This is a genomic window from Shewanella sp. AS16 (assembly GCF_021412365.1).
GTDB lineage: Bacteria > Pseudomonadota > Gammaproteobacteria > Enterobacterales > Shewanellaceae > Shewanella > Shewanella salipaludis.
The window spans coordinates 387211-410848 of the sequence record NZ_JAKCLK010000003.1; the positions used below are offsets into that span (position 1 = coordinate 387211).

Genomic DNA, 23638 nt, shown 5'->3' on the forward strand with positions numbered 1-23638 from the left:
GATTATCCAAGCAGTTGGAGTAAGACGTAACACAGCAGCGGCAGGCCGGCGAGCAGCCCCCATACCCGCCAGACGCTGGCGGCGCCGAAGGCATAGATGACTGCCACTGCATACAGGACAAATGATGACATCATGGCGGTCAGGGTACTGTCGGCCTTCGACAGGGGCAAGAGCCGGGCCAGGGCGACGCAGAAGACGGCACTGCAGGCATAACCGCCAAAAATCGCGGCCGCAATCCTGGCGATCAGGGGCATGGCCCCGGCGGCGAGGGCCTGAGTGTCGCGGCAGCCTTGCCGGCGCTTGTTAGCTGGTGAGTGAGTCATGCTTGGGTCTCTGTGTGCTGGCTTGGCATTTCTAAGCTGCCGAAGTGGCGTCATTCTAATACAATAATTGTAAATGATAAAGATTAGCATTTAGGTTTGAGTGTGGGTGTATGTTTGGGAAGGCTAAATGAGCCCTTGCCTTTCTCTGCTGGGGGCGGATTTATGTGATGGCGGCACAGAATTTTACGTCAATGTTTTACAAGTGACGGCAGAGGTGGTATCTCTTAATCCGATGGTTGTTTTGCCTGCCCGGCATCGAATGGACTCGAACTGTACAGATGAAATAGCGATAGGTCCCGAGGCGGCCTGTCGGCTGAGACAGCATTTTTGGGAATGCCCTTGTGTTTTAGCCGCAATGCCCCAAGCTCTATATATGTACTCAATAGAAAAAGGAAAACCTATGAAAATAAATCTTTCTGGTCATCATGTTGATGTCACCGACACAGTTAAAGCCCATGTCAATGAGAAGTTTTCCAAAATCGCCAGCCACTTTCCATCCCTGCTCGCGCTCGATGTCATCATAGCCAAGGAACACGGTGAATTTGAAGTTGAGCTCAGAACCAATTACGAGGGTAGCCGAATTTCGGCCACGGGCAATGATGCCATCATGTATCCCGCCATTGCCTGCGCCGCGAAAAAACTCGATGCCGCCTTGAAGCATCGCAAGGGTCAACTCAAAGCCGATCTGCATGAGAAACCCGTTTGTACCACCCCCTCCATAGCGCATGAAATCATCCAGGAAATGAATTTAACCTAGGAGCAGAATCTAACCCGGGCTGGCGCGTCGAATGACGCGAGTGAGCCGCTAATGAAAAAGGGTCTGCGGGCCCTTTTTCGTTAGCTGCTGCAAGCTGCCTGAGCCTGGCTTGAGTCAACTTGCCCAAGTCAACCTGCTTGAGTCACCCCTGGCTGCTCAAGGATGTCTGGCTCCTTGCCGAGATGAGCAATTTCAAGGCCCTGGCGATAAATATGCCCCCGAAGGCGCCATAGACTAAACATACGGGCAAGACGAACAGCGCCCGCTCACTCAAATCCTGTGTTGTTGCCAGCGAATAATTGACCAGATAGCGGCTCACGAAGATTGCCAGCATCAGTATCAGGGGAACCGGGCTGCCAGGCAGCAGGTATTGCCCCGCGACGCTAGTCACCCTGGGAGTCGGCGCCAAGGTCAGCCACAGGGTCAGGGCGGCGGCAAGCCCGGCGAACCAGCACGCGCCGGATGTCGGGGTTAACCCGAAACTGGTTTTTATCGACATCAGGGTGAGCAGGGTCATCATGACCGGCAGCAGTATGATGCGTTGTCCGGACATGGAAACTGGGCGACAGAGTTTCAGACCCAGATAGATAAGGCCTGCGAGCACCAGGAATACCCAGTTTGGGGTATAACTGAGGATGGTGAGTAGGTGAGTCATCTTATTTCCTCTCTGTTTGAGTCGGTTATCAACCAGGCCTAAATCAGCCCCTGTGCCATTCCCAGCAGCACGGCCTGGGTACGGTCGCGACAGTCGAGCTTGGCGAGTATGTTGGAGACATGGTTCTTGACCGTGCCTTCGGCCAGAAACACCTGTGCGGCGATTTCCTTGTTGGCCAAGCCGCCGGCGATTAGCCTCAGTATGTCGGTTTCACGCTCAGACAGGGGGTTATGGGCCTTACCGCCTTGCTGTTTATGTTCCTGCAGTTGCTGCAGCACCTCGGGTTCGATCAGGCAAGCACCGGCCGCCACTTGGGTGATGGCGTGGCATAACTTGTCCAGCGACACGTCCTTGAGTAGAAAACCATTGGCACCGGCATCTATGCTGCCAAGGAATAACTCATTGTCATCGAAGGTGGTGAGCATGAGCACAGGCACAGGATTGCCATCGGCGCGCAGTCGTTGCAGCATGCCTATGCCATCGAGTTGCGGCATGCGAATGTCGCTCAGCAACACATCGACCGGCGTTTGTGCCAGCAGGCTCAGGGCTTGCTGGCCGTTTTCGGCCTGCCAACACACCCGGATATGCTCGGAAATTTCAAGCAGGCTGGCGATGCCCTGGCGGACCAGTTGTTGATCTTCCACCAGGCCGACGCTGATGCTCTGTCTTGGCTGTTGCGGCTCAGGATGCGAGGCTCCCGTCTCATCTTGGGGGGAAGTTATCAGGCTCGGGTTATCCATGTTGAGGCTCCTTGACTCGTATCTGTAATGAGCAGCCGCGGGTATTTTCCGTCTGCCCTGTATTGGCGAGCAGTTCGACCTCGCCGGAAAATCTGGCCAGTCGCTCGCGCATGCCAGTGATGCCAGTGCCTGCCTCTTGGCTTGGGTTCAGGCCGCGGCCATTGTCTGTCAGCAGCAGCTGCAGTGTGTCTTGTTTGCGCTGCAGCGTCAGTTGCAATTGGGTCGCATGACCATGCCTGACGGCATTGCTAATGCCTTCCTGCAACACCAGCAGCAGCTCCTGGGCCAATTCGGTCGACTGCAGGGGGACCAGCTCGTCGCAGTGCAAGCTGACGCCCGGCAGGCGGCTCATGAGTGCGTTCAAGGGGGGCCGCAGCGCCAAATGACTCTGCAGTCGCTGGGCACGCACCACGGCGCGTATGTCCTGCAGCAATTGTTTGGCGAGCTCTTTACTCTGCTGCACCTGGGCCTGCAGCTCAGACGGCGCCTTATGGCTGAGCACTTCCAGTTGCAGCGTCAGGGCCGTCAGCTGGTGGCCCAGGATGTCGTGCAAGTCCCGGGCGATGCGCAGCCTCTCCTGTTGCTGGCTCGTCTGGCTCAGCAGGGATCTTGTCGCCAGTAGCTGTTGGTTGAGCCGCTCTTGCTGGACCCGCGCCGCACGCTCGTTGCAGCGAGCCAGGCTGCTGCTGAGGGCAAAGAGCTGGAATCCAATGAAAATCAGTATGGTTAACCAGGCATCCTGGCTATGCCAGTAGCCATATATGATGGCGAAATAGCCGACATTGACCAGTAACAGCAAGCCCAGGGCCCGGCGCCGGGAGTAGAACTCGGGCAACAGAGTGGCCCATACCACCAGAAGTATCGGGCTGAGGCTATTGTCCATGAACATGAGCCCTAGGGCCGAGGCGGCGAGCAGCATCAGCGCCTGCTTGCTGAGTGAGCCGCTCATCCTCGGCAAGATGTCACTGGCGATGAGCAGAAACAGCAGCAGGAACAGGCCGCACAGGCCGGCGCTGGCCAGCCGGGCGGTGCCCTGGCTATTGAGTATTGTGACCCAAGTGACCAGGGCCCAGGTGAAGGCGCCGGCAAACATCAGCAGGCTTTCTTCTTTGGTTAAGCGATTCTTCAGCACGCGGCTTAATCCTTTAAGTCAAAATCTGCCGACCATTTTAGGGCAAGAGCCGAATAAGTCACTATGCCAAAAGTCATTTTTCTCGGGATGCGGCTAGTATCCAAGCCCTTACCCCAGGCTCGTACGTAAAGCCAGTACGCAAAGCTCTTACTCATAGCCATGGCCGGCTCGGATGCGGGTCATGACTCTTGGCTGCCGTTTTGGCGGTAGCGCTGTTTTGGCGGTGGCTTTGCCCTCGGCGATGCCTGGTACTGAGTTGGGGGTGACAGTTTGGAACCCAGGGTTGCTGTATCCGGGCATGAGCCTGAAAGCCGAATTAACCTGTTGACTCAAGACTGGTTTTTCATTAGCCTGAAACGATGAAAACAGTAATCGCCCCGTGCCCAGGCACAGTAAACATTAGCACTACCACCACCACGACTGCTTCGGCGGAGCGTGTGTAGCGGGCGATTCATTAAAACCTGATACCCAAGACCCCGCCAGCGATGGCGGGGTCTTTTTCGTTCTCCGTCTGCCCTGGCAACCAAAGGAGAACTAGCATGGAAAATATCCCCGTCCCCAAGTCGGCACTGCTGATAGTCGATATGCAACATGGGCTGTTTCATGGCCTGGAGCGGCCCTTTGCCGGCCAGCGAGTGCTCGGCAACATCAATAGACTCATCGCCAGGGCCCGCAGCAGTGGCGTGCCCATACTGGCGGCACGCCACACAGGGCCGCAAGGCTCGGCTCTGGCCGCCGGCAGCCTCAACTGGCATCTTTTGAGCGAACTGGAGCTGGACGCGACCAAGGATATCCTGTTCGATAAGCGCCAACCCAGCTGCTTTCAGGGGACTGGGTTGGCCGACAGGCTGAAGAGCCTGGGGGTGACTGAGTTGGTGATAGCCGGGATGAAGACTCAGTATTGTATCGATACGAGTTGCCGGGTCGCGGCTGAGCTTGGGTTCAGCCCTACTCTGGTCGCCGATGCCCATACCTGTATGGATACGCCACTCCTGGCTGCCGAGGCTATTATAGCGCACCATAACAGCACCCTGGCCGGGCCTTTCGTGCGCTTGCTCAACACGGTCGAGGTGACCTTCTAGGCTTCCCGCGCCTGAGGCATAAAAAAACGCAGCTCAGGCTGCGTTTTTTTGTGTGTTTCGGGCTCAGTCTATTCTTCGTCGAGCTCGGCGTTGTGGTAGACGTTTTGCACGTCGTCACAATCTTCCAGCGCGGCGATGAACTTCTCGAATACCGCCACGTCTTCGCCTTCCACCTTGGTCTGGGTCTGTGGCACGAAGGTGATCTCTTCCACTTCGAAGTTGATCTCCGGCATGGCTTCGGTCAATGCCGTTTTCACCTTATAGAATTCTGTGTGGGGGGCGAATACGCTGATCATGCCGTCTTCGACTTCGACATCGCTGACGTCGACATCGGCCATCATCAGCAATTCCAGTATGGCTTCATCGTCTTCACCCTTGAACACGAATACCGCCTGGTGATCGAACATGTGGCCCACAGTGCCTGGGCTGCCGAGCTTGGCATCATTCTTGACGAAGGCCTGGCGTACTTCGGTGAAGGTACGCTTGACGTTGTCTGTCAGGCAGTCGACTATCACCATGCAGTTGCCCGGGCCGAAGCCTTCGTAACGTGCGGTATCATAGTCTTCACCGCCACCGCCTTTGGCTTTTTCTATGGCGCGTTCGATCACGTGGGCAGGCACCTGATCTTTCTTGGCTCTCTCTATCAGTCGGCGCAGCGACAGGTTGCCGTCCGGCTCGACGCCGCCACTCTTGGCGCAGACATAGATCTCTTTTCCATAGCGCGAATAGATCCGGGTCTTCTGACCTGCGGTTTTCGCCATGGATTCTTTTCTGTTTTGATACGCTCTGCCCATCTTGATCTGTCTCATTCAGCTCATGAAAAAATGGCCTAGATTCTAGCAGCTTTATCCCCACAAGTGCAGTTGTCATGCAAGCTTTTTAAATTTTCATATTTAACAAACCAGTGCAATAACAGTATCTAACATCCGGCTCGGGTCCGCTCTACGGCGAAAAAGTCGATAGGTCTCTCATTTTGCCGCACAAATTCGGCATTTGAGACTAAGGTCTAATCCCAAGTCGGGCCCAGAGTGTTGAAGATAGCTTGATGGACAGAGTCGGAACAGGCATGGGATAACGGCACCTAAATCCGCGTCGCCTAAGCCGCTGCGACTCACAGATTCGAACTTCTCCTGCCGTCAACACCAGCTACAGGATGTACCCCATGACAGAAAAACAACGAAAGTGGCTCGAGTTCAGCATCTGTTTTTTGGTGGTCGCCCTGTGCGGCGGCGCCATCTTGGCATTGCAGAGCCTGTTGGCGCCCTGGAGCCTGGTGCTCATCATGGCCCTCTGTGCCTCCGGAGTCATCTGCCTGCTGATGCCGGCCTGGCGCCGCGGCTGGCAGGCGCCGCCGGCTTCGGTTGAGGCAGAAGCCCAAGAAGCGGCCGCGACGACGGCGCAGCAGATCAGCGTGCTAACCAGCAAGATAGCCATAGGCGCCGCCGAGGTGTCACATTTCATCGATGGATTGAATGCGTCAATCGATACCAATGGTGAATACACGAGTCAGATTGCGGTTGCCGCCGAGGAATTGAGTCAGACCACGGGGCAACTCAGTGACAATGCGGCTCATATACTGCATCAGGCACAGGCGGCGGAGAGTATCAGCATCGCCGGGCGTCAGCAGGCCCAAACCGGGGTGGGGACGATCCAGTCCTTGAGCCGGGATATAGACAATGCCGCGCAGAGGGTGCATTCCCTCAAGACCCAGGCCGAAGGGATCCAGAAGATCACCGAGGTGATCAATTCCGTGGCCGAACAAACCAACCTGTTGGCCTTGAATGCGGCGATTGAAGCCGCCAGAGCCGGCGAGCAGGGACGGGGATTTGCCGTGGTGGCGGATGAGGTGCGCAGCCTGGCATCGAAAACCGCCGGGGCAACCCGGGACATTGCCGGCATGTTATCCAGTATGCATACGGAAACGGATCGCACCTCGGCCCTGATGGAGCAGGTCGTTGGCCAGACGGCCGATGCCGTCTCCGCCATGGAACTGCTGGACGCGCGCTTCACCGAGATAGCCTCCTCCGTGGTGCAATCGGCCAATGCCCTGGCGGAGATGGAAGAGGCGCTCAAGGAATACACCAGCACCACCAACGACATCTCGGGTGCCATCAGCCAGATCCGCGACTCTCTGGCATTGACGGGTGAGGAGAGTCAGTCTGTGTCCAAGCAGGCCTTTAATCTGTCCCTGACCACCGAAGGCATATTTACGGCCTTGACCCTTTGGGATACCCAGACCTTAGATCAAAGGGTGTTGCAACTGGCGCAAGCGGCGGCCGAGCAATGCGGCCTGGTGCTGGAACAGGGGCTGGCGCAAGGTGTCTTCAGTGAGCAACAATTGTTTCAACCTCAATACCAGCAGATAGCCAACACTCAGCCGCCCAAGTTCAGCACAGGCTTCGATGCCTACACAGATCAGCATTTCCCGTCCGTGCAGGAACCTCTGCTGGCCCGGGAAGCGGCGATAAGTTACGCCGGCGCCGTCGACAAACGCGGGTATTTCCCCACTCACAACCAGCGCTATGCCAAGCCGCTGACGGGCAAACCCGAAATCGATATCATACACAATCGCACCAAACGCCTGTTTAACGACCCAACCGGCATTCGCTGCGGCCAGCATAGGGATAAGGTGTTGCTGCAGACCTACAAGCGTGACACGGGTGAGGTGATGCACGACCTTTCGGTACCCATTTATGTCAGGGGCAGGCATTGGGGCGGTTTCCGGGTGGGCTTCAAAGCCGCCTGAGTCGGCGCCATGGCGAGCATGCCGGCGGCGCACCTCAGGCCCTGGTGGCTGCAATCCGGCACCTGTGCCTTTGAAGTACAGGGAAAAAGTGCCGCTAAAAATAGATTGGCATATATTGTCTTAGATGCTTAAATGGCCGTCTATGGCATGGGATTTTTCGCCTGCGGCCTCAGGGCCGAGATAGAGAGTGGGCTTGGAACCGGGCCGGGCATGTTTGACGGCCAAGGTCGGTACCGGCCTTAAGCGCAAATCTCTCCGGGTGTTATCCGCAATAAGGGCAGGGACTGACTCTTATTTAGGTAAGCGAGCGCAGTAGCTTCTGCACATTAAGAGTTCATCAGATGCAAGATAAACAGACTGTTACAGTGTTATATTACGATTTCCCCGCAGGGCTCGTCATGCATAATGTCGTGCTCAAGGACTTGCCCGTCAGCGAGCAGGGCAGGGTATTGATCCCGGCGGCATTTCGCGAGGGCAAATCCATAGTGGCGATCATGGAAGGCGAGTGCAAGATGCTGAATTCTCTGGGAGAGCGGGTGTTCGCCAAGTCGGATATCGCCTGATTCCCTGCTCTTATGGGGCCTGTTTACTGCCCCATTCCGACAGCCTCAATTTCGACAGCCCCGGCTGCGGCCAGCCTGATCCCGGCCGCTTCACAGCTAAGCGCAGCTAAACACACCTAAGCGCAGCTAAGCACATAAGTCCCGATACAGCTGCTCCGCCAGTTGTTGCAGCGTATCCGGCGCCGGGTGGGTGTGTGCATAGGTCCTCAGGCCGTAAATCCCCATCACCAGATAACGTGCCAGATGCTCGACGTCCTTATCCTTAGCCAACTCCTCATTGTGCTGGGCATGGCGCAATTGCGCCGCCAGTCCCTGGCGCCAGCTGTCCAGATGGCTGGAGAGTATCTGTTGCACTTCCTCATCCTGCTCCGCCACTTCGTTCAGCGCCTTGGTCAGCAGGCAGGCCTGGGCGGCATCGCAGCTGATGCATTCCTTCACTATGCCGTCCAGGTATGACTTCAAGTTGCTCAGTACCGGGTGGCCGTTGGCAAAGACAGCGGCAAACTGAGCCTCCCTGTCGAGGCGATACTGCTCTATGGCGGCCAGCAGCAGGCCGCGCTTATTCTCAAATGCGCAATAGATGGAGCCCGGGTGCAGCCCGGTAGCCTGGGTCAGATCCTGCATGCTGGTCTTGGTATAGCCCTTGTGCATGAAGGCCGTCATGGCGGCCCTGAGCACCTGTTCTCGATCGAATTCCGCGTTTCGCATCTTAGCCTCTGGAGCCGGGAAAATGGTTTGGCTCAATTCTACTCCATTTGAATGACGATTCAAAAACAACTTGAATGAGCATTCAAATAAGAATAATCTTGAACGCACATTCAAGAATGGAGCCTGCTATGACTGACAACTTATTTCAACCTTATGCCCTGAACGACAGCCTGAGTCTGAACAACCGCATCCTGATGGCGCCTCTGACGCGCTGCATGGCCGACGATGAGTTGGTGCCAACCCAGGCCATGGCCGAGTACTATGCCCGCCGCGCCGAGGCGGGTCTCATCATCAGTGAGGCCACCATCATACGTCCCGACGCTCAGGGGTATCCAAACACCCCCGGCTTGTTTACCCAGGCGCAGATCGCCGGCTGGCGGCTGGTGACGGATGCAGTGCACCAAAATGGCGGTAAGATTTTTGCCCAGCTGTGGCATACGGGCCGGGTGGCACATCCGCATTTCTTCGGTGGCGGGGACGTGTTGGCCCCCTCTGCCGTGGGTGTCGAAGGCAGCGTGCCCAGGATGCGTGAACTGACTTATGTCACCCCCAAGGCGGTGACCCATGAGGATATGGCTCAGCTGGTGCAGGACTATGCCCAGGCGGCGGCCAATGCCATAGATGCCGGCTTCGATGGTGTCGAAATTCACGGTGCCAATGGCTACCTTGTCGATGAATTCCTGCATCATGACAGCAATCGTCGTGAAGACGAATATGGCGGCAGCCCGGAGAAGATGGCGCGTTTTCCCCTCGAAGTCGTGGATGCCGTCATAGCCCGTATCGGTGGCGACAGGACCGGCCTGAGGATCTCGCCGGCAGCCTACTTCAACATGGCGACGGACAGCCGGGATCGCGCGGTATTCGATTATCTCTTGCCCCAGTTGGAGCAACGCCAGTTGGCTTTCCTGCACATAGGCATCTTCGATGACAGCATGGAATTTGCCTACCTGGATGGCCGGGTATCGGATTATGTGCGTGCCAACTATGGCAACACCTTGGTCGGTGTCGGCAGCTATACGGCGCAAAGTGCCAATGATGCCATAGGGGCCGACAGGTTCGATCTGATTGCCATAGGCCGTCCCTTCATCGCCAATCCCGACTATGTGGCCAAGGTGCGCAGCGGCGCCGATCTGGTGGAGTATGCCGACAGTATGCTGACCAGCCTGGTCTAACGCCAGGCGTATAGACAGCAGGGATTGGGTTTGCAATGGCATTCCCACATCAAGCGGCTTAACCCAAGGTTAAGCCGCTTGTCGGTTTCGACCTAGACCTAGACCTAGACCTCGAACTAGACCTCGAACTAGACCTCAGGGGTAGGAGTGGTGAGGCGCCATAAAGAGCGAGGGCTAACCTGAGTTAGCCCTCGCTCTTTTACTTGCCGGTGGGTCGCCCCCGGCCAAGACACTCGTCTCAGACGAGTTTCAGTTCGACACCTATGTTGCCACGGGTAGCGTTCGAGTAAGGACATACCTGATGTGCCTTCTCGACTAAGGCGCGTGCCGCTTCGGGCGCCATTCCCGGCAAATTGATCTGCAGCTCGACATCGATACCGAAACCCACTCCCTTGGTATTGGCGCCTATGCCAACCAGGCCTGTGACACTCAGGTCCGGGCTGAGGCGGATTTTTTCCTGGCCGGCAACAAATTTTATCGCGCCGATGAAACAGGCCGAGTAGCCGGCGGCAAACAGCTGCTCAGGATTGGTGCCTTCACCACCAGCGCCGCCCAGTTCTTTCGGGGTGCTGAGTTTCACCGCCAGTTTGTTGTCCGATGAGGTCGAAGTGCCGTCGCGGCCACCGGTAGAAGTCGCAGTTGCTCTGTATAAAATGTCCATGCCTATCACCTATGGGTTGGAAGAGACGAAGATGCAATGCAACATATCCGCCTCAAGTTAATTGCCATCAATTGTTTATCGCAATAACTATACGGTTAAAAGAAAAGGGTCCTTGAACCCTTGCAATAAGACTATCGCGATATTTAATTGCGTGCAATATTTATTTGGCGCTTTTCTGCAACTTGTCGCGTAATAGATTGAGTTTAACTTTAAGATCAATAACATCAGGAATGGCCAAACCACACTGTTCGGCGATGCAGAGATTGATCTGCTTGGCGGCCTGCCGGAGATCTTGGCCTTTGTCCGTCAGTTGGATGTTGAGCTGACGTTCATCCTCGGCACTGCGTACCCTGAGAACCAAGCCATCGGCCTCGAGTCGTTTGATCACCGGGGTCAGGGCCCCGGACTGTTGTCCCAGCCTGGCCGCTATCTCCTTGAGGCTGATGGCATCTGCTTCCCACAGGACCAGCATGACCAGGTATTGGGTGTAGGTCAGGCCAACGGCATCGAGCAGCGGCTTATAGAGCTGAGTCATGGCGAGCGAGCTAGAGTAGAGGGCGAAACAGAGTTGATTGTCGAGCAAGAGTTGCCCGTTCTTTTGCATGGACTGATTTTTCATAGGCTTATTTTTAATAGACTTCTTCAGCATAGTTTTTCACATGGACTGCTTTCGCATGGCTTTCGCCACTGGGCTGTTGTCGATGGCCCGAGGCGCGCCGGGCCTGGTTGTCTGGCCTGGTTGCCTGGCGTGTCCCCCGTGACCCCAGAGTGGCGAGCGATTCGGCTCACTATAACAGTTATATCCGCCTTTGCTTCAGGGGAATAGCTCATTCATCCCGGGTTTGCCTCCCGGCGCGCCGGCATCCTGTCTCACGGCTCTATATCCCAGCCGGCGGCAACAGTCATTTTTTACGGCTCTTTTGGCGCAAGGCATCGAGCCTGGCCTGCGCCTGCCTGAGGGCCGAACCATAGTCGGGCACATAGTTTTGCGCTTGTTCGGCCGGCTTGCCGGTGAGAATGGCGATCGCATCCATCACATGAGTCACAGTCCAGATGTGGAACTCGCCGCGGGTGACGGCTTCGACTATATCTTTGCGCAGCATCAGGTTGCTGCTGTTGGCCTTGGGGATGATCACCCCCTGGCTGGCTTGCCGTCCCTTGATGACGCAGACGTCGAAGAAGCCTTCTATCTTCTCGTTGATGCCGCCTATGGGCTGGGATTCGCCAAATTGATTCATGGAACCTGTGATGGCCACATCCTGGCGCAGGGGCAATTCGGCGTAGGCCGAGATGATGGCGCAACACTCGGCCATGGAGGCACTGTCACCATCGACGCCGCCGTAGGATTGTTCGAATGTCAGATGGGTCGTCAGGGGGATGGGGGCGGTTTTTCCCAGTATGGAGGCCAGGTAGGCGGATAAGATCATCACTCCCTTGGAGTGTATGTGTCCACCCAGTTTGGCCTTGCGCTCTATGTCCAGCACTTCCCCCTTGCCGAAGGCCGTGGTGGCGGTGATCCTGTTGGGTACTCCGAATTGGTGATCTGCGGTGGCGATCACCGACAGGGCATTGATCTGACCGATCACCGCATCCTGGGTATCGAGCAGTGTGGTGCCATTGATGAAGTTTTCCATGACATTGTCCTGCAGGCGGCTGACTCTGAGCCTGTGTTGTCGCAACGCCTGCTCCACATGTTCGGCCTGGATGCGTTCGGCCCCCTTGCTGCGGGCACAATAATTGGTTTCCCGCAGCAGGTTGGCGATATTGGACGAGTGCAGCGACAGCTTGGTCTGATCTTCGGCCTGGCGTGAACTGTATTCTATGATCCTGGCGATGGCGGCGCGGTCGCAGTGCAGCATGGCGTTGTCGTGCACTATGCTGGAGATGAACCTGGCATATTGGGCCTCGGATGCATCCGTGCGTGGCATCACATCTTCGAAATCTGCCGTGACCTTGAACAGCTCGCTGAAGTCGGGATCATAATGCTGCAACAGTTGGTAGGTCTGATAATCGCCGAAGAGGATGATCTTCACGTCCAGGGGGATGGGCTCGGGATCCAGGGAGATGGTGCCGGACAGGGATATCTCGCGTTCCAGCGAACTCAAGTCAAGCTGGCGGGATCTCAGTGCCCGTTTCAGTCCATCCCAGACATAGGGGCGTTCCAACACCTTGACCGCATCCATCAGCAGCACGCCACCATTGGCCCTGTGCAGGCTGCCGGGGCGGATCAGAGAGAAATCGGTAAACACTGTGCCCCTGAAGGTGGTGGTCTCTATATAGCCGAACAGGCTGTGATAGTTGGGGCTCTCCTCCACCACTATCGGCAACTGTTGCTGCTCCTGGCTGACCAGCACATTCACCTGGTAGCGTCTGGGCATCTTCTTGTCCAGGGCCGCATAGGCCAGCGCCAGTTGCTCCTCGCTCTCTTCGAGGAAGATATCCAGGTTTTCCAGTATGTCGGTCTGCATGCCGGTGAGGAAGGTACGCACCTCATGCTGATGTTTGTATTTGTCCTTTAACGGTTTGATGAAATGCGTCAGGACCTCCCTGGCGACATGCTCGTCGTGGGCTTGCTGCTTATCCGAGAACTCTTCTTCCCATTCGGTCAGTTGGCGTATGATGCCGCGCAGCTTGACCTCAAGTTCGGCTATGTTGGTTTCGCAGCGGTTGCGCTCGGCCTCGGATAGCTTGGCGAAGCTTTCCTCCGTGTGCTCTTCCTCGCCATTCAGGGCGATCATCTGATATTCGCCCTGGCTGGTCAGGCTCAGGCTGATGCCTTTCTCCTTGGCCTCCTTGGTCAATTTCACCAGGGCGGCTTCCTGTTTTTGTGCCAGCTGGGTCTTGAGCTTGTCGGCGCGGGTATAGTACATCTCGTTGTCGAAGGCCAGCGGCAGGGCCTTGACCAGCCGCAACATCAACTTCTCAACGTCCTTCTTGAAGCCGTTGGCGCTGCCGGCGGCGAGCTTGAGCACCCTGGGGCTGCGGGTGGCATCGAAATTCACCACATAGCACCAGTCATGCAGCGTCTTTTCCGTCTGTTTTAGACGGTTGAGATAACGCAGCATCATGGTGCGTTTGCCCAGGCCATTCTGGCCCACGGCATAGATGTTATAACCTTTGTCCTTTATTCCCATGGCGAATTCGACCGCCTGCTGCGCCCTTTCCTGACCTATGATATCCGTCAGAGGTTGCAGATCTTGGGTCGATTGGTAGCCGCTGCCCAAGGCACCGAGTCGTGAAGCCCGATACACTTGTTCCCCACTCAGGGCCTCGATATTGCCTACATCCCCTTGCTTTCGCTGTTCAGGCATAGGTGTTCCTTGTTATCTACCGCAATAATTCTATTCTAGACAATAAGATAGCCATGAGGCTAACGCAATCTTATTTATCCTGCGATCTCCTGACGCCATGGCCGTCAAGCGCATGTCGGCGCTGGTTTTTTTCGGGGCCAGAGGGTCTCCGCGGAGCGAGGCGGCTTGCATTGGTCCAGCGACGGCTATACTTGAGTCAGGATTGTAAGCCGAGCGAGGCCGGCAAACATGCGCCAACATATAAAAAAGCTATTTTGGATTGCGTTATTCATAGGAATAGGATTTCTCCTGTATTCCTCGTATGTTGGCGCGGCGCAGAATAAGGTTTACCTCTTGACCATAGATGGCGCCATCAGCCCGGCCCATGCAGATTACTTCAGTCGTGGGCTGGATAAAGCCATAGAAGATGGCAGCCAGGCCGTGATCCTCAAGCTCAATACCCCTGGCGGCCTGGATAAGTCGATGCGCGAGATGATCCAGCGGATCCTCGACTCTCCCATTCCCATCATCATCTATGTTTCCCCCAAGGGAGCCCGCGCCGCCAGCGCCGGCACTTATCTCATCTATGCCAGCCATGTGGCCGCCATGGCGCCGGCGACCAACTTGGGTTCGGCGACCCCAGTCAGTATCGGCATAGCGCCACCGACACCGGCCGATGAGAAAGACAAGGACAAAGACAAGGCGGCCCAGGCCGAGACGCCACCGACAGATGTGATGCAGAAGAAACAAGTCAACGATGCCAAGGCCTATATACGCAGCCTGGCCCAGCTGCGTGGCCGCAACGAACAATGGGCGGTGGCGGCCGTGTCTGAGGCGGACAACATCTCGGCGCAGGAGGCATTGGACAAGGGGGTGATAGAGCTGATTTCCTACGATACGGCCCAGCTGCTGGCGCAATTGGACGGCCGTGAGGTCAATCTGGGGCAGAGGACGGTCCGTCTGGATCTCAAGCAGCCCGAGGTCATAGCCTATGACACGGATTGGCGTACCCGAATACTGGTCATAATTACCGATCCCAGCATAGCCTACTTGCTGCTGCTGGCGGGGATCTATGGTCTGGTGTTCGAATTCCTCAATCCAGGGACCCTGTTGCCCGGGACCCTCGGCAGTATCTGCCTGTTGCTGGCCATGTATGCCTTCAACATGTTGCCCATCAGCTTCGCCGGCTTGGCGCTCCTGCTGCTCGGGTTGGCCTTGATGGTCGCCGAGGCATTCGCCCCAAGTTTCGGGGTGCTGGGAATAGGGGGGATCTGTGCCTTCGCCCTGGGCTCCTTCATGCTGATGGATTCGAGCCTGCCCGGCTATCAGATAGCACCTGCATTGATCATCTCCATGACGGTTTTCAGCGCCGTGGTCGCCCTGTTCATGATCTCCATGATCATACGCGGGCGCAGCAGGCCCGTGGTCTCAGGGGATCAGGAACTGCTGCAACATGAGGCCGAAGTGATAGCGGATTTCAAGGGCAGCGGCCGGGTGATGATCCGCGGGGAAGTATGGTTGGCCTTCAGCGAAGAGCCGCTGCAACGCGGGCAGAAGGTCAAGGTGATCGGCATAGATGGCTTAACACTTATGGTGACAAGGGAGAATGACTCATGATGGCGCAAATCACAATACTGCTGATCTTTGGCGGGGTCCTGTTTTTGCTGAGCATGTTCCGTATCTTGCGGGAATATGAACGCGGGGTGATCTTCATGCTCGGGCGCTTCTATCGGGTCAAGGGCCCTGGGCTCATCATAGTGGTGCCCTTCATTCAACAAATGGTGCGGGTGGGGCTGCGTACCGTGGTCATGGATGTGCCGCCCCAGGATGTGATCTCCAGGGACAATGTCTCGGTCAAGGTCAATGCGGTGATCTACTTCAGGGTGATGGATCCCCAGAAGGCCATCATCAATGTGGAGAATTTCCTCGATGCCACCAGTCAGTTGGCACAGACGACCTTACGTTCCGTCTTGGGACAGCATGAGCTGGACGAGATGCTGATCGCCAGGGATAGGCTCAATGCCGATGTGCAGGACATTCTCGATCGCCAGACAGATGGTTGGGGCATCAAGGTCGCCAATGTGGAAATAAAACACATAGATCTGGATGAAAGCATGATCCGCGCCATCGCCAAGCAGGCCGAGGCCGAGCGTGAGCGGCGCGCCAAGGTGATCCATGCCGAAGGTGAATTGCAGGCCTCGGAGAAGCTACTCCAGGCGGCTCAGGTGCTGGCCCAGCAGCCGGAGGCGATACAACTCAGGTACCTCAGCACTCTGAGCGATATTGGCCGGGACAAGAACTCGACCATAGTCTTTCCCATGCCGATAGATATGTTCAACCGCCTGAAACTTTGATGCCGGTATCCACGGGCGCAGAGCCGTTTTGGCCTTAAATCCTAGCGTCAGGCCTGCCCCATGGCAGGTCTTTTCTTTATCTTGAGATTAAAAAGTCTGCCGCTTCTGCTAAAATTCGCCGCACTCAGTTAACCGCCCGCTTTTCATTGTGAGTCCGTATGTCTTTTTCCGCCTTAGAGCTCAATCCAAACTTATGTCACACTCTGGCCGAGCTGGGCTATGACTCGCCGACGCCCATTCAGTGCGAGGCTATTCCGGCCATCTTAGCCGGACGGGACCTGTTGGCGGGGGCCCAAACAGGCACGGGCAAGACAGCCGCCTTTGCGCTGCCGATAGTGCAGCTGCTGGCCCAGGCCCAAGCGACTGAGGCCCAAGCGGCTGAGCCCCAAGCGACTGAGCTCCAGGCTGCAGCCAGGGCCATTCGTGCCCTGATCTTGGTGCCCACCCGCGAGCTGGCGGTGCAGGTACACCAAAGTTTTGTTAAATATGCCCAAGGCAGCGGGCTCGAGTGTGGCATCGCCTATGGCGGCGTCAGCATAGAGGCCCAGGCCTCGCGCTTCAAGACAGGGATCGACATCCTGGTGGCTACCCCGGGAAGACTGCTGGACCATTTGCGCCAGGGTGCGTTGACGCTGTCACAGCTGCAGTTGCTGGTATTCGATGAAGCGGATCGCATGCTGGACATGGGCTTCATGGACGAAATCCAGGCCCTGCTCAGGCAAGTGCCGGACAACAGGCAGACTATGCTGTTCTCGGCGACCCTGGATGAGGCGATCTTCGGTTTGAGTAAAACCTTGCTGCGTGAACCGCTGCGGATCCAGATAGCCCGGCCCAACATGGCGGCCGTGGCCATAGAGCAGCGGGTATACGCAGTCGATGCCGAGCGCAAGTGTGAACTGGTATGTCACTTGATTGCCAGTCAGCAGTGGCAGCAGGTATTGATCTTCAGCCGTACCAGACAAGGGGCGGACAAGCTGGCGCAGCAAATGCTGCAGGCGGGCATTGCCGCCCAGGCCTTTCACGGCGACTTGTCCCAGGGCGGGCGCGAAAAGGTGTTGCAGGAATTCAAGCAAGGCAAGATCCAGGCTCTGGTGGCCACAGACGTCGCCGCCAGGGGGCTGGACATAGTCGAGCTCAAGTATGTGATCAACTTCGAACTGCCCTATGTCGCCGAAGACTATGTTCACCGCATAGGCCGCACCGGCAGGGCAGGCAATGCCGGACTGGCGATAACCTTGTTCAGCAGTGATGATGCCTTGCTGCTGGAAGAGGTAGAGGCAGTGCTGGATAAGCGTCTGCCGCAGCAATGGTATCCCGGCTTCGAACCGGATCTGGACAAGATGGAAGCCACACCCCGCAGAAACAGCAAGGCCGCCCAGAAGCAGAGGGCGAAGAAGCGGGCCTTGACCAAGGGTCAAAGAAGATAGAGCGGATAGGTGGGTGGCTTGTTAGATGAAACTTGCAGCAAGTCATCGCCACTTTGCCGCCATCGGCAAAGAAAAAGGGCTTAGCGTTTCCGCTAAGCCCTTGTTTTATTTGGTGGAGGCGGCGGGACTTGAACCCGCGTCCAGAAAGCCTACATCCAAGGCGCTACATGCTTAGTCTCTCTTTTAATTAACCCGAATAAACTCCGAAAGACAGGATTTCATCGGGCGAGTCCGGTACTGTTTCGCGGTTCACCCCCGGACGGAGTTCCCTCGCTATCAAATGTAAGATGACCATCTGTATACACCGCCCATTTGAGAGACCTGTGTCAGATGGCTAGCTAGCCTAAGCTGCTAGAGCGTAGTTATCGTCGTTTGCAACTATAACTGTGCGGCTTTTTACGAGGCCAACCGCCCCTCGGCATGCTCCCAGGGTTTCGTGAATCCTGTCGAATCCAAAATCGCCCCCAAGTAACCCAATTGTACCCTCTGAAAGCGCTAATAACTAGCAGCAATTTCAACGGGAACAACCTTTTGTTCATTATCCGCGCGTTTTCTCTTTCTTCATCACCCGCGCCTTTTCGACTTCCCATTCCCTGGACTTGGTGTCTTCGCGTTTATCGTGATCTTTCTTACCCTTACCCAGACCTATCTCGACCTTGACCCAGGCACCCTTACGCCAGTACATGGAGATGGGGATGATGGAATAGCCCTGACGCTCAACCAGACCCGCGAGCTTGTCGAGTTCCTTGCGGCTCAGCAGCAGTTTCTTCAACCGCAACGGATCGCAGACCACATGGGTCGATGCGGTATTCAGCGGGATTATGGTGCAGCCATGCATGAAGGCTTCGCCATCTTTGAGGAAGACGTAGCAATCGGATAAGTTGACCTTGCCCATACGGATGGATTTGACTTCCCATCCCATGAGTTGCAGGCCGGCTTCCATTTTTTCTTCGAAACGGTATTCGAAGGTAGCGCGTTTATTGCGTGCGATAGTCGCAGGCGCTTCTTTCTTTGATTTTTTCTTTACCATAGTGGCGCCATTATACCCACGGGCAGTGAATTTGGAATTGGATATGGGGGAATATTTGTGGCTTTTCAACTTTTAATGCCTGGCCTGCTGTTTTTTTGTGCATGCCAAGGCGCCGTGCGGCAATAAGGGTGCGTTTTTGCTTGTTCGTGATAAAATCCCGTTAATTTTTCGGCCCCAGAGCAGAACCAGGAATACAAGCAGAGCCCATGCCACAGATTTCACGCAGTGTCTTAGTTCGTTTCAGTGCCAAGCAAATGTACGATTTGGTGAATGATGTCGAGTCTTACAAGGAGTTCATCCCCGGCTGCGTCGGTGGCAAGGTATTGGAGTTTGATGGCCAGACCATGTTGGCATCCGTGGACGTGAGTAAGGCGGGCGTCAGCAAGACCTTCACCACCCGCAACCAGCTGGTACCGGGAAAGAGCATAGAGCTGAACCTGGATAACGGTCCGTTCAAACACTTACGTGGCCACTGGCGTTTCACCGAGTTGACAGAAGACGCCTGCAAGGTGGATTTTGAGCTGAATTTTGAGTTTTCCAGCTCGCTGGTGGAACTGGCTTTTGGTAAAGTATTTAAAGAGTTGATGTCTTCCATGGTAACTGCGTTTACCGGCAGGGCTAAGGTGATTTACAGTGGTGAATGAGACTGAGAAGTTTGCGGTGGATGTGGTGTATGCCCTGCCGACACAGCAGAAGGTGATTAGGGTAACAGTCAGTGCCGGTACCAGTTGCATCGAGGCGGTGCGCCTGAGTAATATGCAGCAATTTTTCCCCGAGATCGACCTGGAAACGGTGAAACTCGGGATATTCAGCCGTCTGGTGAAACACGATGAAGTGCTCGAACCCGGGCAGAGAGTTGAAATCTACCGGCCCCTGATTGCCGATCCCAAGGATGTGCGTCGCCGCCGCGCCGATAAGGCTAAAGACGAAGGCAGGGCGAATAAAATCACCGGCGGCCGCGCCTGATGGGCTAGGGCCGCACTGAGCCCTGTACAAACAGGCTTGAAAGCATTTTTTCCCAATGATTTTTGCACAATACTTTCTGCCCAATACTTTTTGCCCAATACTTTTTGCACAAGGATGTTTGCAGGATAAAGGTGCAAAAACAGCCAACAAAAAAGCGCCCTTGGGCGCTTTTTTGTTGTTCCAGCCGTGACTAATTTTGTGGATCGGCGGGGGGCTTCATTTCCAGTTTCTTCTCTTCGACCAAAGGTTTCCCATCGGCGCGCTGGGGCGGCACTTGAGGCACTGTTTCCTGGGTATTCAACGCAGGCAGGCTGCTCTGTTCCAGCGGGGTGTTAAACTCGGGACTGAGTTCGTAATCTCCGCTGACGCTCACCAGGTGTTGGTCCTTGAATCTCAGTATGAGTTCTTTATGTATTATGCTGGCATCGCGGCCACTCTTATAGTGGTAAACATAATACCAGGTATCGTCGGCGAAGCTATCGCGTAACACGGGACGACCGAGTATGTACTCCGCCTGTTCCTTGGTCATGTCGATACGCAGTTTCTCGACTTGCTGCGGCTCCATGTAGTTACCTTGCGGCACATCCGGCTTATAGATCAGATAGTCAAAAACACTACAGGCATTGAGTGACAGGGAGAGCGCAGCGGCGCCCAGCAGGGTAAGACTTTGCTTTTTATTGATCATTGTGTGCGCTACTTCCGAAAAATCTGTCGGCCATGATACCCAAGCATTCCCCCCGCTGACAAGGGTTATAGGAGGTTATAGCAGCCATGAAAACTATTGTGTCACAGTTGGACTGCGGCTTTTGGCATTAGTTCAGTAACATTGGTCTATAGTTAGATGACGTTTTACCGTGGCTGAGAGGGTAAAGGCCGGCGCCATGATTTTAATGTGAAGAGCTAGGGTTTGCAGCGGCGGCCAAGGCGTGGACAGGTGCAGTTTAGGCTGTGCTGGCTTGGGTGGTTAATAAAGTGGCTAACACTTGTTACCCCCTAAAAAAGTTAACAAAATGTTTTTATTTTGAGTTATTGTAAGTTGAATGTGTCCCTTGGTTTCAAGGCCTTATTTATAATTGGACCTTAGTTATAATAGGACCTTAGCCTGAGCCAAGTCGCTCAACAGCTGGGCCTGAGCATTCTCATGTTTTACCTAAGCAACCAATCTGAAGGAGTTAGATTTGGGTTCACTAGTATGTGTCGGTACCGGATTACAACTGGCCGGGCAGATCAGCGTGTTAAGCAAAAGCTATATTGAGCATGCGGATGTTGTTTTCAGCCTGCTTCCCGATAGTTTCGCCCAGCGTTGGCTCGAAGGATTGAATAACAATGTCATCGACCTGCAGCAGTACTATGCCCAGCAGGAGGGAGTGAAGAATCGGCGCGAAACTTATGCTCAGATGGTGGCAGCCATACTGAATGCGGTGCGCTCGGGTAAGAGTGTCGTCTGCGCCCTCTACGGTCATCCTGGGGTGTTCGCCTGTGTGTCCCATTTGGCGATTAAGCAGGCCAGAGCCGAAGGCTTCGCGGCGCAGATGGAGCCGGGGATATCCGCCGAAGCCTGTCTGTGGGCCGATCTCGGCATAGATCCGGGCAATTCGGGCCACCAGAGCTTCGAGGCCAGTCAGTTCATGTTCTTCCAACATGTGCCCGATCCCACGACCCATCTGCTCTTGTGGCAAATCGCCCTGGCGGGTGAGCACACTTTGACTCAGTTTCATACCACGGCCGACAGGTTGCAAGTGTTGGTGGAGTTGCTGCAACGCTGGTATCCGGCTGAACACGGAATTGTCATCTATGAGGCGGCTAACCTACCGACCCAAAGCCCGCGCATCGAGCGTTTGGCGTTAAGAGACTTGCCGGGAGCCAGGTTGACGGCGATCAGTACCCTGTTGATACCGCCGGCCCGCAAGCTGACATATAACCTGGAAATACTTGAAAAACTGGGAATTACCCCAGCGGATTTAGGATAGTTATTGTTACCACCACAGTAAAATAAGGAAATACTATGTCAAACTTAACTGGTTTTTTGAGTGAGCTGGGTCAGGATGCACGGCTGATGCGGGGCTACAAGCAAAATCCCGTCGCCGTGATGAGCGCCTATGGCGTGAAGGATGACGAGGCCGTTGCCGTGATGGCGGGGGACAAGTCAAAGCTGCAGTCTTTGGCTGGTGGGGATGAAGGTCAGTCCTTCCTGGTTGTTTATCATGGCAACGATAAATAGTGCCGGGTGAATAAGCTGTATCGCTGGCTATTTACTGCAATCATGGTGCTCTATAGTGGGCACTTGATTGCAGCTATGCAGGAATATGACCAAACTCTCGATGAGATTGGCGTTATTCTGCATTCTGATGTGTCGACATCTGTGACCAGATTGAATGAGTTGGAGCTTAGTTTCGATAAACTGAGCCCTGCACAGCAAGGTCGTTTCTTGACCTTCAAGGGCATTGCATTCATCTATAACGCCCACTATCGAGAGGCCTTGATAAACTTCAATCAGGCTGAATTGCTAGTTAAGGATACCTACCTTCTGGCATCCTTATATAGCTATAAGGCTACCGCCTATATTGCTACCCGAGATTTTGAACGGGCCTTGGCTATGATGGCAAAAAGTTTGGCATTAATTGTCAGAATCGAAGATGTGGACATCAAACGCAGTGCCTATTTGCGTCTTGCGAGTCTTTACAATGGTATGGAGGCGAGCGATGCCGTTGCCCTATATGCGACCAAGGCAATAGAGCTGGCCGATGCCGACGATGTTAAGGATATCTGCACCGCTAAACTCTATTTGGCTGTGTCGGCCTTAGAGCTGCGGAGTCTGGATTCCGCCTTTAGTGATTTCGAAAACACCCTGAGTTATTGCAAGCAAAATGGCTTGTCGCTGATCGCCAACATGGCGCTCAAGGGACTGGGATGGGTTAAATTGCGAGAGGGTGACTTCCCATTATCCAGAAATTTCTTGCTTAAGGCGCTCACAGGTTATGAGACATTCAATTTTCAGCTAGAAATCAGCCATGTGCATGCCTTGCTGGCACAGAATTATTTGGCCACCGGCGAAGATGCCGAGGCTAAGCTCCACGCCGAGCGAGTGATAACCCAGCCTGAAGATCCCAGTAGCATAGAGCATAAGCAGCTAGCCTACCGGGTCTTGTCTGAGCTGGCGGCCAGACAAGGAGCGTTCGAGCAAGCCTATGAGTATTCCCTGCAGGATCAACATTATAGTAAGTTGTTGTTCGACGAGAAGAAGATGAAGGCGCTCGCCTACCAGTCATCCAAGTTTAACGTCGATGAGAAGGAGCGGGAGATCAACCTGCTCAACCGTGAGCGTGAGCTGTATATGGCGATGCAGCGGGTCAAGGAGCGGGAACGCACCAATATGCTGATGCTGGTGACCATACTCATAGGTGGGGTGATTTTTCTCGCTATCTTATTCATCGCCGGCATGATGCAGAAGCGCAAGTACAAGCGCATGGCGAGCTTGGATAGTCTGACCGGCATACTCAATCGTGGTGCGGGTCAGGAGCTGGCCGAGAACCTGTTTGTGCAGACCCTGGCCAAGGGCGGGAGTTTCAGTGTCATCTTATTCGATCTGGATCATTTCAAGCGTATCAACGACAGTTTTGGTCATGGGACTGGGGACTGGGCGCTGAAAAAAGTGGTCGAAACCCTTAAGAGCCGCATTCGCAGCTGTGACGTGTTTTCCCGGGTCGGTGGAGAAGAGTTTGGCATATTTCTGCCATCTGCCAGCGAGGCCCAGGCATTGGAAGTGGCGCAGCTATGTCGGGAGAAGATAGCCGCCATCAATACCCAGCATTCAGGGCATGAATTCAGTCTGACCGCCAGTTTCGGCGTCAGCAGCATGGGTGATAGCGACCTGAGCCTGGATCCCCTGTTGCATAGGGCCGACTTGGCACTGTACGCAGCCAAGTCCCAGGGACGCAATCTTGTGGTGGCTTATTCCGCGGCATTGGGACCAGACAAAGGTTCGAACGCCGGACAGAGCAAGTTATCCCTTAGCCCATCCTGATCTTGGGC

At 55.2% G+C, this 23638-nt stretch carries 24 protein-coding genes and 1 other RNA gene; 13 read left to right on the forward strand and 12 right to left on the reverse strand.

Annotated features, from left to right (window positions below; genetic code table 11):
* Positions 1-2: 2 nt before the first annotated feature.
* Positions 3-323: a hypothetical protein gene (locus tag LZP73_RS10270; RefSeq protein ID WP_234234812.1), complete on the reverse strand. Its 321-nt coding sequence runs from the start codon at positions 321-323 to the stop codon at positions 3-5.
* 400 nt (positions 324-723) lie between these two features.
* Between LZP73_RS10270 and hpf the strand changes: the two genes are divergently transcribed.
* On the forward strand, positions 724-1080 hold the full coding sequence (gene hpf, locus LZP73_RS10275) for a ribosome hibernation-promoting factor, HPF/YfiA family (protein WP_169564537.1): 357 nt from the start codon (positions 724-726) through the stop codon (positions 1078-1080).
* A 142-nt stretch (positions 1081-1222) separates the two neighbouring features.
* Here the strand turns inward: hpf and LZP73_RS10280 are convergent, their stop codons facing one another.
* From LZP73_RS10280 to LZP73_RS10290, 3 genes are read right to left on the reverse strand one after another with little or no spacing between them, the layout of a single operon-like run.
* Positions 1223-1735: a DUF6622 family protein gene (locus LZP73_RS10280; RefSeq protein WP_234234814.1), complete on the reverse strand. Its 513-nt coding sequence runs from the start codon at positions 1733-1735 to the stop codon at positions 1223-1225.
* 38 nt (positions 1736-1773) lie between these two features.
* Positions 1774-2475 carry a response regulator gene (locus LZP73_RS10285; protein ID WP_234234816.1) on the reverse strand — a complete coding sequence of 234 codons (702 nt, stop codon included), beginning with the start codon at positions 2473-2475 and terminating at the stop codon, positions 1774-1776.
* Positions 2468-3607, reverse strand: a complete 1140-nt coding sequence (locus LZP73_RS10290; RefSeq protein ID WP_234234818.1) for a sensor histidine kinase — start codon at positions 3605-3607, stop codon at positions 2468-2470. The genes LZP73_RS10285 and LZP73_RS10290 overlap by 8 nt, the downstream gene beginning before the upstream one ends.
* A gap of 539 nt (positions 3608-4146) precedes the next feature.
* On the opposite strand from LZP73_RS10290, the gene LZP73_RS10295 reads away from it, so the two are divergent.
* Positions 4147-4689, forward strand: coding sequence for a cysteine hydrolase family protein (locus LZP73_RS10295; protein ID WP_234234820.1), 543 nt, complete (start codon positions 4147-4149; stop codon positions 4687-4689).
* Between the two features lie 68 nt (positions 4690-4757).
* Here the strand turns inward: LZP73_RS10295 and LZP73_RS10300 are convergent, their stop codons facing one another.
* Positions 4758-5483 (reverse strand): YebC/PmpR family DNA-binding transcriptional regulator, encoded by a 726-nt coding sequence (locus tag LZP73_RS10300; RefSeq protein ID WP_234235257.1) that lies wholly within the window; start codon positions 5481-5483, stop codon positions 4758-4760.
* A gap of 368 nt (positions 5484-5851) precedes the next feature.
* On the opposite strand from LZP73_RS10300, the gene LZP73_RS10305 reads away from it, so the two are divergent.
* Positions 5852-7435, forward strand: coding sequence for a methyl-accepting chemotaxis protein (locus tag LZP73_RS10305; protein ID WP_326490341.1), 1584 nt, complete (start codon positions 5852-5854; stop codon positions 7433-7435).
* 341 nt (positions 7436-7776) lie between these two features.
* On the forward strand, positions 7777-7998 hold the full coding sequence (locus LZP73_RS10310; protein ID WP_169564540.1) for a TIGR02922 family protein: 222 nt from the start codon (positions 7777-7779) through the stop codon (positions 7996-7998).
* Positions 7999-8124: 126 nt separating this feature from the next.
* On the opposite strand, the gene LZP73_RS10315 is transcribed toward LZP73_RS10310, so the two are convergent.
* Positions 8125-8706: a TetR/AcrR family transcriptional regulator gene (locus tag LZP73_RS10315; RefSeq protein ID WP_234234822.1), complete on the reverse strand. Its 582-nt coding sequence runs from the start codon at positions 8704-8706 to the stop codon at positions 8125-8127.
* Between the two features lie 128 nt (positions 8707-8834).
* Here LZP73_RS10315 and LZP73_RS10320 point away from each other — a divergent pair, with 128 nt between their 5' ends.
* On the forward strand, positions 8835-9878 hold the full coding sequence (locus tag LZP73_RS10320) for an alkene reductase (RefSeq protein ID WP_234234824.1): 1044 nt from the start codon (positions 8835-8837) through the stop codon (positions 9876-9878).
* 238 nt (positions 9879-10116) lie between these two features.
* On the opposite strand, the gene LZP73_RS10325 is transcribed toward LZP73_RS10320, so the two are convergent.
* From LZP73_RS10325 to LZP73_RS10335, 3 genes are all read right to left on the reverse strand, one after another.
* Positions 10117-10539 (reverse strand): organic hydroperoxide resistance protein, encoded by a 423-nt coding sequence (locus LZP73_RS10325; protein ID WP_234234826.1) that lies wholly within the window; start codon positions 10537-10539, stop codon positions 10117-10119.
* Positions 10540-10699: 160 nt separating this feature from the next.
* Positions 10700-11143 (reverse strand): MarR family winged helix-turn-helix transcriptional regulator, encoded by a 444-nt coding sequence (locus tag LZP73_RS10330; protein ID WP_234234828.1) that lies wholly within the window; start codon positions 11141-11143, stop codon positions 10700-10702.
* Between the two features lie 298 nt (positions 11144-11441).
* Positions 11442-13850, reverse strand: coding sequence for a Lon protease family protein (locus LZP73_RS10335; protein ID WP_234234830.1), 2409 nt, complete (start codon positions 13848-13850; stop codon positions 11442-11444).
* A gap of 228 nt (positions 13851-14078) precedes the next feature.
* Here LZP73_RS10335 and LZP73_RS10340 point away from each other — a divergent pair, with 228 nt between their 5' ends.
* The 3 genes from LZP73_RS10340 to LZP73_RS10350 all read left to right on the forward strand — a co-directional run bounded on the left by LZP73_RS10340 (position 14079) and on the right by LZP73_RS10350 (position 17610).
* The gene (locus LZP73_RS10340; RefSeq protein ID WP_234234831.1) at positions 14079-15446 is read left to right on the forward strand and encodes an NfeD family protein; all 1368 of its coding nucleotides are present in this window, start codon (positions 14079-14081) and stop codon (positions 15444-15446) included.
* On the forward strand, positions 15443-16183 hold the full coding sequence (locus LZP73_RS10345) for a slipin family protein (protein ID WP_234234833.1): 741 nt from the start codon (positions 15443-15445) through the stop codon (positions 16181-16183). The genes LZP73_RS10340 and LZP73_RS10345 overlap by 4 nt, the downstream gene beginning before the upstream one ends.
* Positions 16184-16341: 158 nt before the next feature.
* On the forward strand, positions 16342-17610 hold the full coding sequence (locus tag LZP73_RS10350) for a DEAD/DEAH box helicase (RefSeq protein WP_234234835.1): 1269 nt from the start codon (positions 16342-16344) through the stop codon (positions 17608-17610).
* 110 nt (positions 17611-17720) lie between these two features.
* Here the strand turns inward: LZP73_RS10350 and ssrA are convergent.
* Both ssrA and smpB read right to left on the reverse strand, forming a co-directional pair.
* Positions 17721-18076: a transfer-messenger RNA gene (gene ssrA / locus LZP73_RS10355) on the reverse strand.
* 72 nt (positions 18077-18148) lie between these two features.
* Positions 18149-18640 carry an SsrA-binding protein SmpB gene (gene smpB / locus LZP73_RS10360; protein WP_234234837.1) on the reverse strand — a complete coding sequence of 164 codons (492 nt, stop codon included), beginning with the start codon at positions 18638-18640 and terminating at the stop codon, positions 18149-18151.
* Positions 18641-18846: 206 nt separating this feature from the next.
* Between smpB and LZP73_RS10365 the strand changes: the two genes are divergently transcribed.
* Positions 18847-19284: an SRPBCC family protein gene (locus LZP73_RS10365; RefSeq protein ID WP_234234839.1), complete on the forward strand. Its 438-nt coding sequence runs from the start codon at positions 18847-18849 to the stop codon at positions 19282-19284.
* Positions 19274-19606, forward strand: coding sequence for an RnfH family protein (locus LZP73_RS10370; RefSeq protein ID WP_169564177.1), 333 nt, complete (start codon positions 19274-19276; stop codon positions 19604-19606). The genes LZP73_RS10365 and LZP73_RS10370 overlap by 11 nt, the downstream gene beginning before the upstream one ends.
* A 190-nt stretch (positions 19607-19796) precedes the next feature.
* On the opposite strand, the gene LZP73_RS10375 is transcribed toward LZP73_RS10370, so the two are convergent.
* Complete coding sequence (locus LZP73_RS10375) at positions 19797-20291, reverse strand: outer membrane protein assembly factor BamE (RefSeq protein WP_234234840.1); 495 nt, start codon at positions 20289-20291, stop codon at positions 19797-19799.
* A gap of 493 nt (positions 20292-20784) precedes the next feature.
* On the opposite strand from LZP73_RS10375, the gene LZP73_RS10380 reads away from it, so the two are divergent.
* The 3 genes from LZP73_RS10380 to LZP73_RS10390 are packed head-to-tail and all read left to right on the forward strand — an operon-like array spanning position 20785 to position 23630.
* Positions 20785-21576 (forward strand): SAM-dependent methyltransferase, encoded by a 792-nt coding sequence (locus LZP73_RS10380; protein ID WP_234234842.1) that lies wholly within the window; start codon positions 20785-20787, stop codon positions 21574-21576.
* A gap of 35 nt (positions 21577-21611) precedes the next feature.
* Positions 21612-21827 carry a hypothetical protein gene (locus tag LZP73_RS10385; protein ID WP_234234844.1) on the forward strand — a complete coding sequence of 72 codons (216 nt, stop codon included), beginning with the start codon at positions 21612-21614 and terminating at the stop codon, positions 21825-21827.
* A gap of 42 nt (positions 21828-21869) precedes the next feature.
* Complete coding sequence (locus tag LZP73_RS10390) at positions 21870-23630, forward strand: tetratricopeptide repeat-containing diguanylate cyclase (RefSeq protein WP_442800738.1); 1761 nt, start codon at positions 21870-21872, stop codon at positions 23628-23630.
* The last annotated feature ends 8 nt before the right edge of the window (positions 23631-23638 follow it).

Bases quoted from the DNA above. Each gene is read 5' to 3' on its own strand.
- LZP73_RS10300 (WP_234235257.1), bottom strand. From the start codon at position 5,483: ATGGGCAGAGCGTATCAAAACAGAAAAGAATCCATGGCGAAAACCGCA.
- LZP73_RS10280 (WP_234234814.1), bottom strand. From the start codon at position 1,735: ATGACTCACCTACTCACCATCCTCAGTTATACCCCAAACTGGGTATTC.
- smpB (WP_234234837.1), bottom strand. From the start codon at position 18,640: ATGGTAAAGAAAAAATCAAAGAAAGAAGCGCCTGCGACTATCGCACGC.
- LZP73_RS10325 (WP_234234826.1), bottom strand. From the start codon at position 10,539: ATGGACATTTTATACAGAGCAACTGCGACTTCTACCGGTGGCCGCGAC.
- LZP73_RS10390 (WP_442800738.1), top strand. From the start codon at position 21,870: ATGGTGCTCTATAGTGGGCACTTGATTGCAGCTATGCAGGAATATGAC.
- LZP73_RS10270 (WP_234234812.1), bottom strand. From the start codon at position 323: ATGACTCACTCACCAGCTAACAAGCGCCGGCAAGGCTGCCGCGACACT.
- LZP73_RS10335 (WP_234234830.1), bottom strand. From the start codon at position 13,850: ATGCCTGAACAGCGAAAGCAAGGGGATGTAGGCAATATCGAGGCCCTG.
- hpf (WP_169564537.1), top strand. From the start codon at position 724: ATGAAAATAAATCTTTCTGGTCATCATGTTGATGTCACCGACACAGTT.
- LZP73_RS10330 (WP_234234828.1), bottom strand. From the start codon at position 11,143: ATGCAAAAGAACGGGCAACTCTTGCTCGACAATCAACTCTGTTTCGCC.
- LZP73_RS10385 (WP_234234844.1), top strand. From the start codon at position 21,612: ATGTCAAACTTAACTGGTTTTTTGAGTGAGCTGGGTCAGGATGCACGG.
- LZP73_RS10340 (WP_234234831.1), top strand. From the start codon at position 14,079: ATGCGCCAACATATAAAAAAGCTATTTTGGATTGCGTTATTCATAGGA.
- LZP73_RS10305 (WP_326490341.1), top strand. From the start codon at position 5,852: ATGACAGAAAAACAACGAAAGTGGCTCGAGTTCAGCATCTGTTTTTTG.
- LZP73_RS10375 (WP_234234840.1), bottom strand. From the start codon at position 20,291: ATGATCAATAAAAAGCAAAGTCTTACCCTGCTGGGCGCCGCTGCGCTC.
- LZP73_RS10285 (WP_234234816.1), bottom strand. From the start codon at position 2,475: ATGGATAACCCGAGCCTGATAACTTCCCCCCAAGATGAGACGGGAGCC.
- LZP73_RS10315 (WP_234234822.1), bottom strand. From the start codon at position 8,706: ATGCGAAACGCGGAATTCGATCGAGAACAGGTGCTCAGGGCCGCCATG.
- LZP73_RS10295 (WP_234234820.1), top strand. From the start codon at position 4,147: ATGGAAAATATCCCCGTCCCCAAGTCGGCACTGCTGATAGTCGATATG.
- LZP73_RS10345 (WP_234234833.1), top strand. From the start codon at position 15,443: ATGATGGCGCAAATCACAATACTGCTGATCTTTGGCGGGGTCCTGTTT.
- LZP73_RS10365 (WP_234234839.1), top strand. From the start codon at position 18,847: ATGCCACAGATTTCACGCAGTGTCTTAGTTCGTTTCAGTGCCAAGCAA.
- LZP73_RS10310 (WP_169564540.1), top strand. From the start codon at position 7,777: ATGCAAGATAAACAGACTGTTACAGTGTTATATTACGATTTCCCCGCA.
- LZP73_RS10350 (WP_234234835.1), top strand. From the start codon at position 16,342: ATGTCTTTTTCCGCCTTAGAGCTCAATCCAAACTTATGTCACACTCTG.
- LZP73_RS10320 (WP_234234824.1), top strand. From the start codon at position 8,835: ATGACTGACAACTTATTTCAACCTTATGCCCTGAACGACAGCCTGAGT.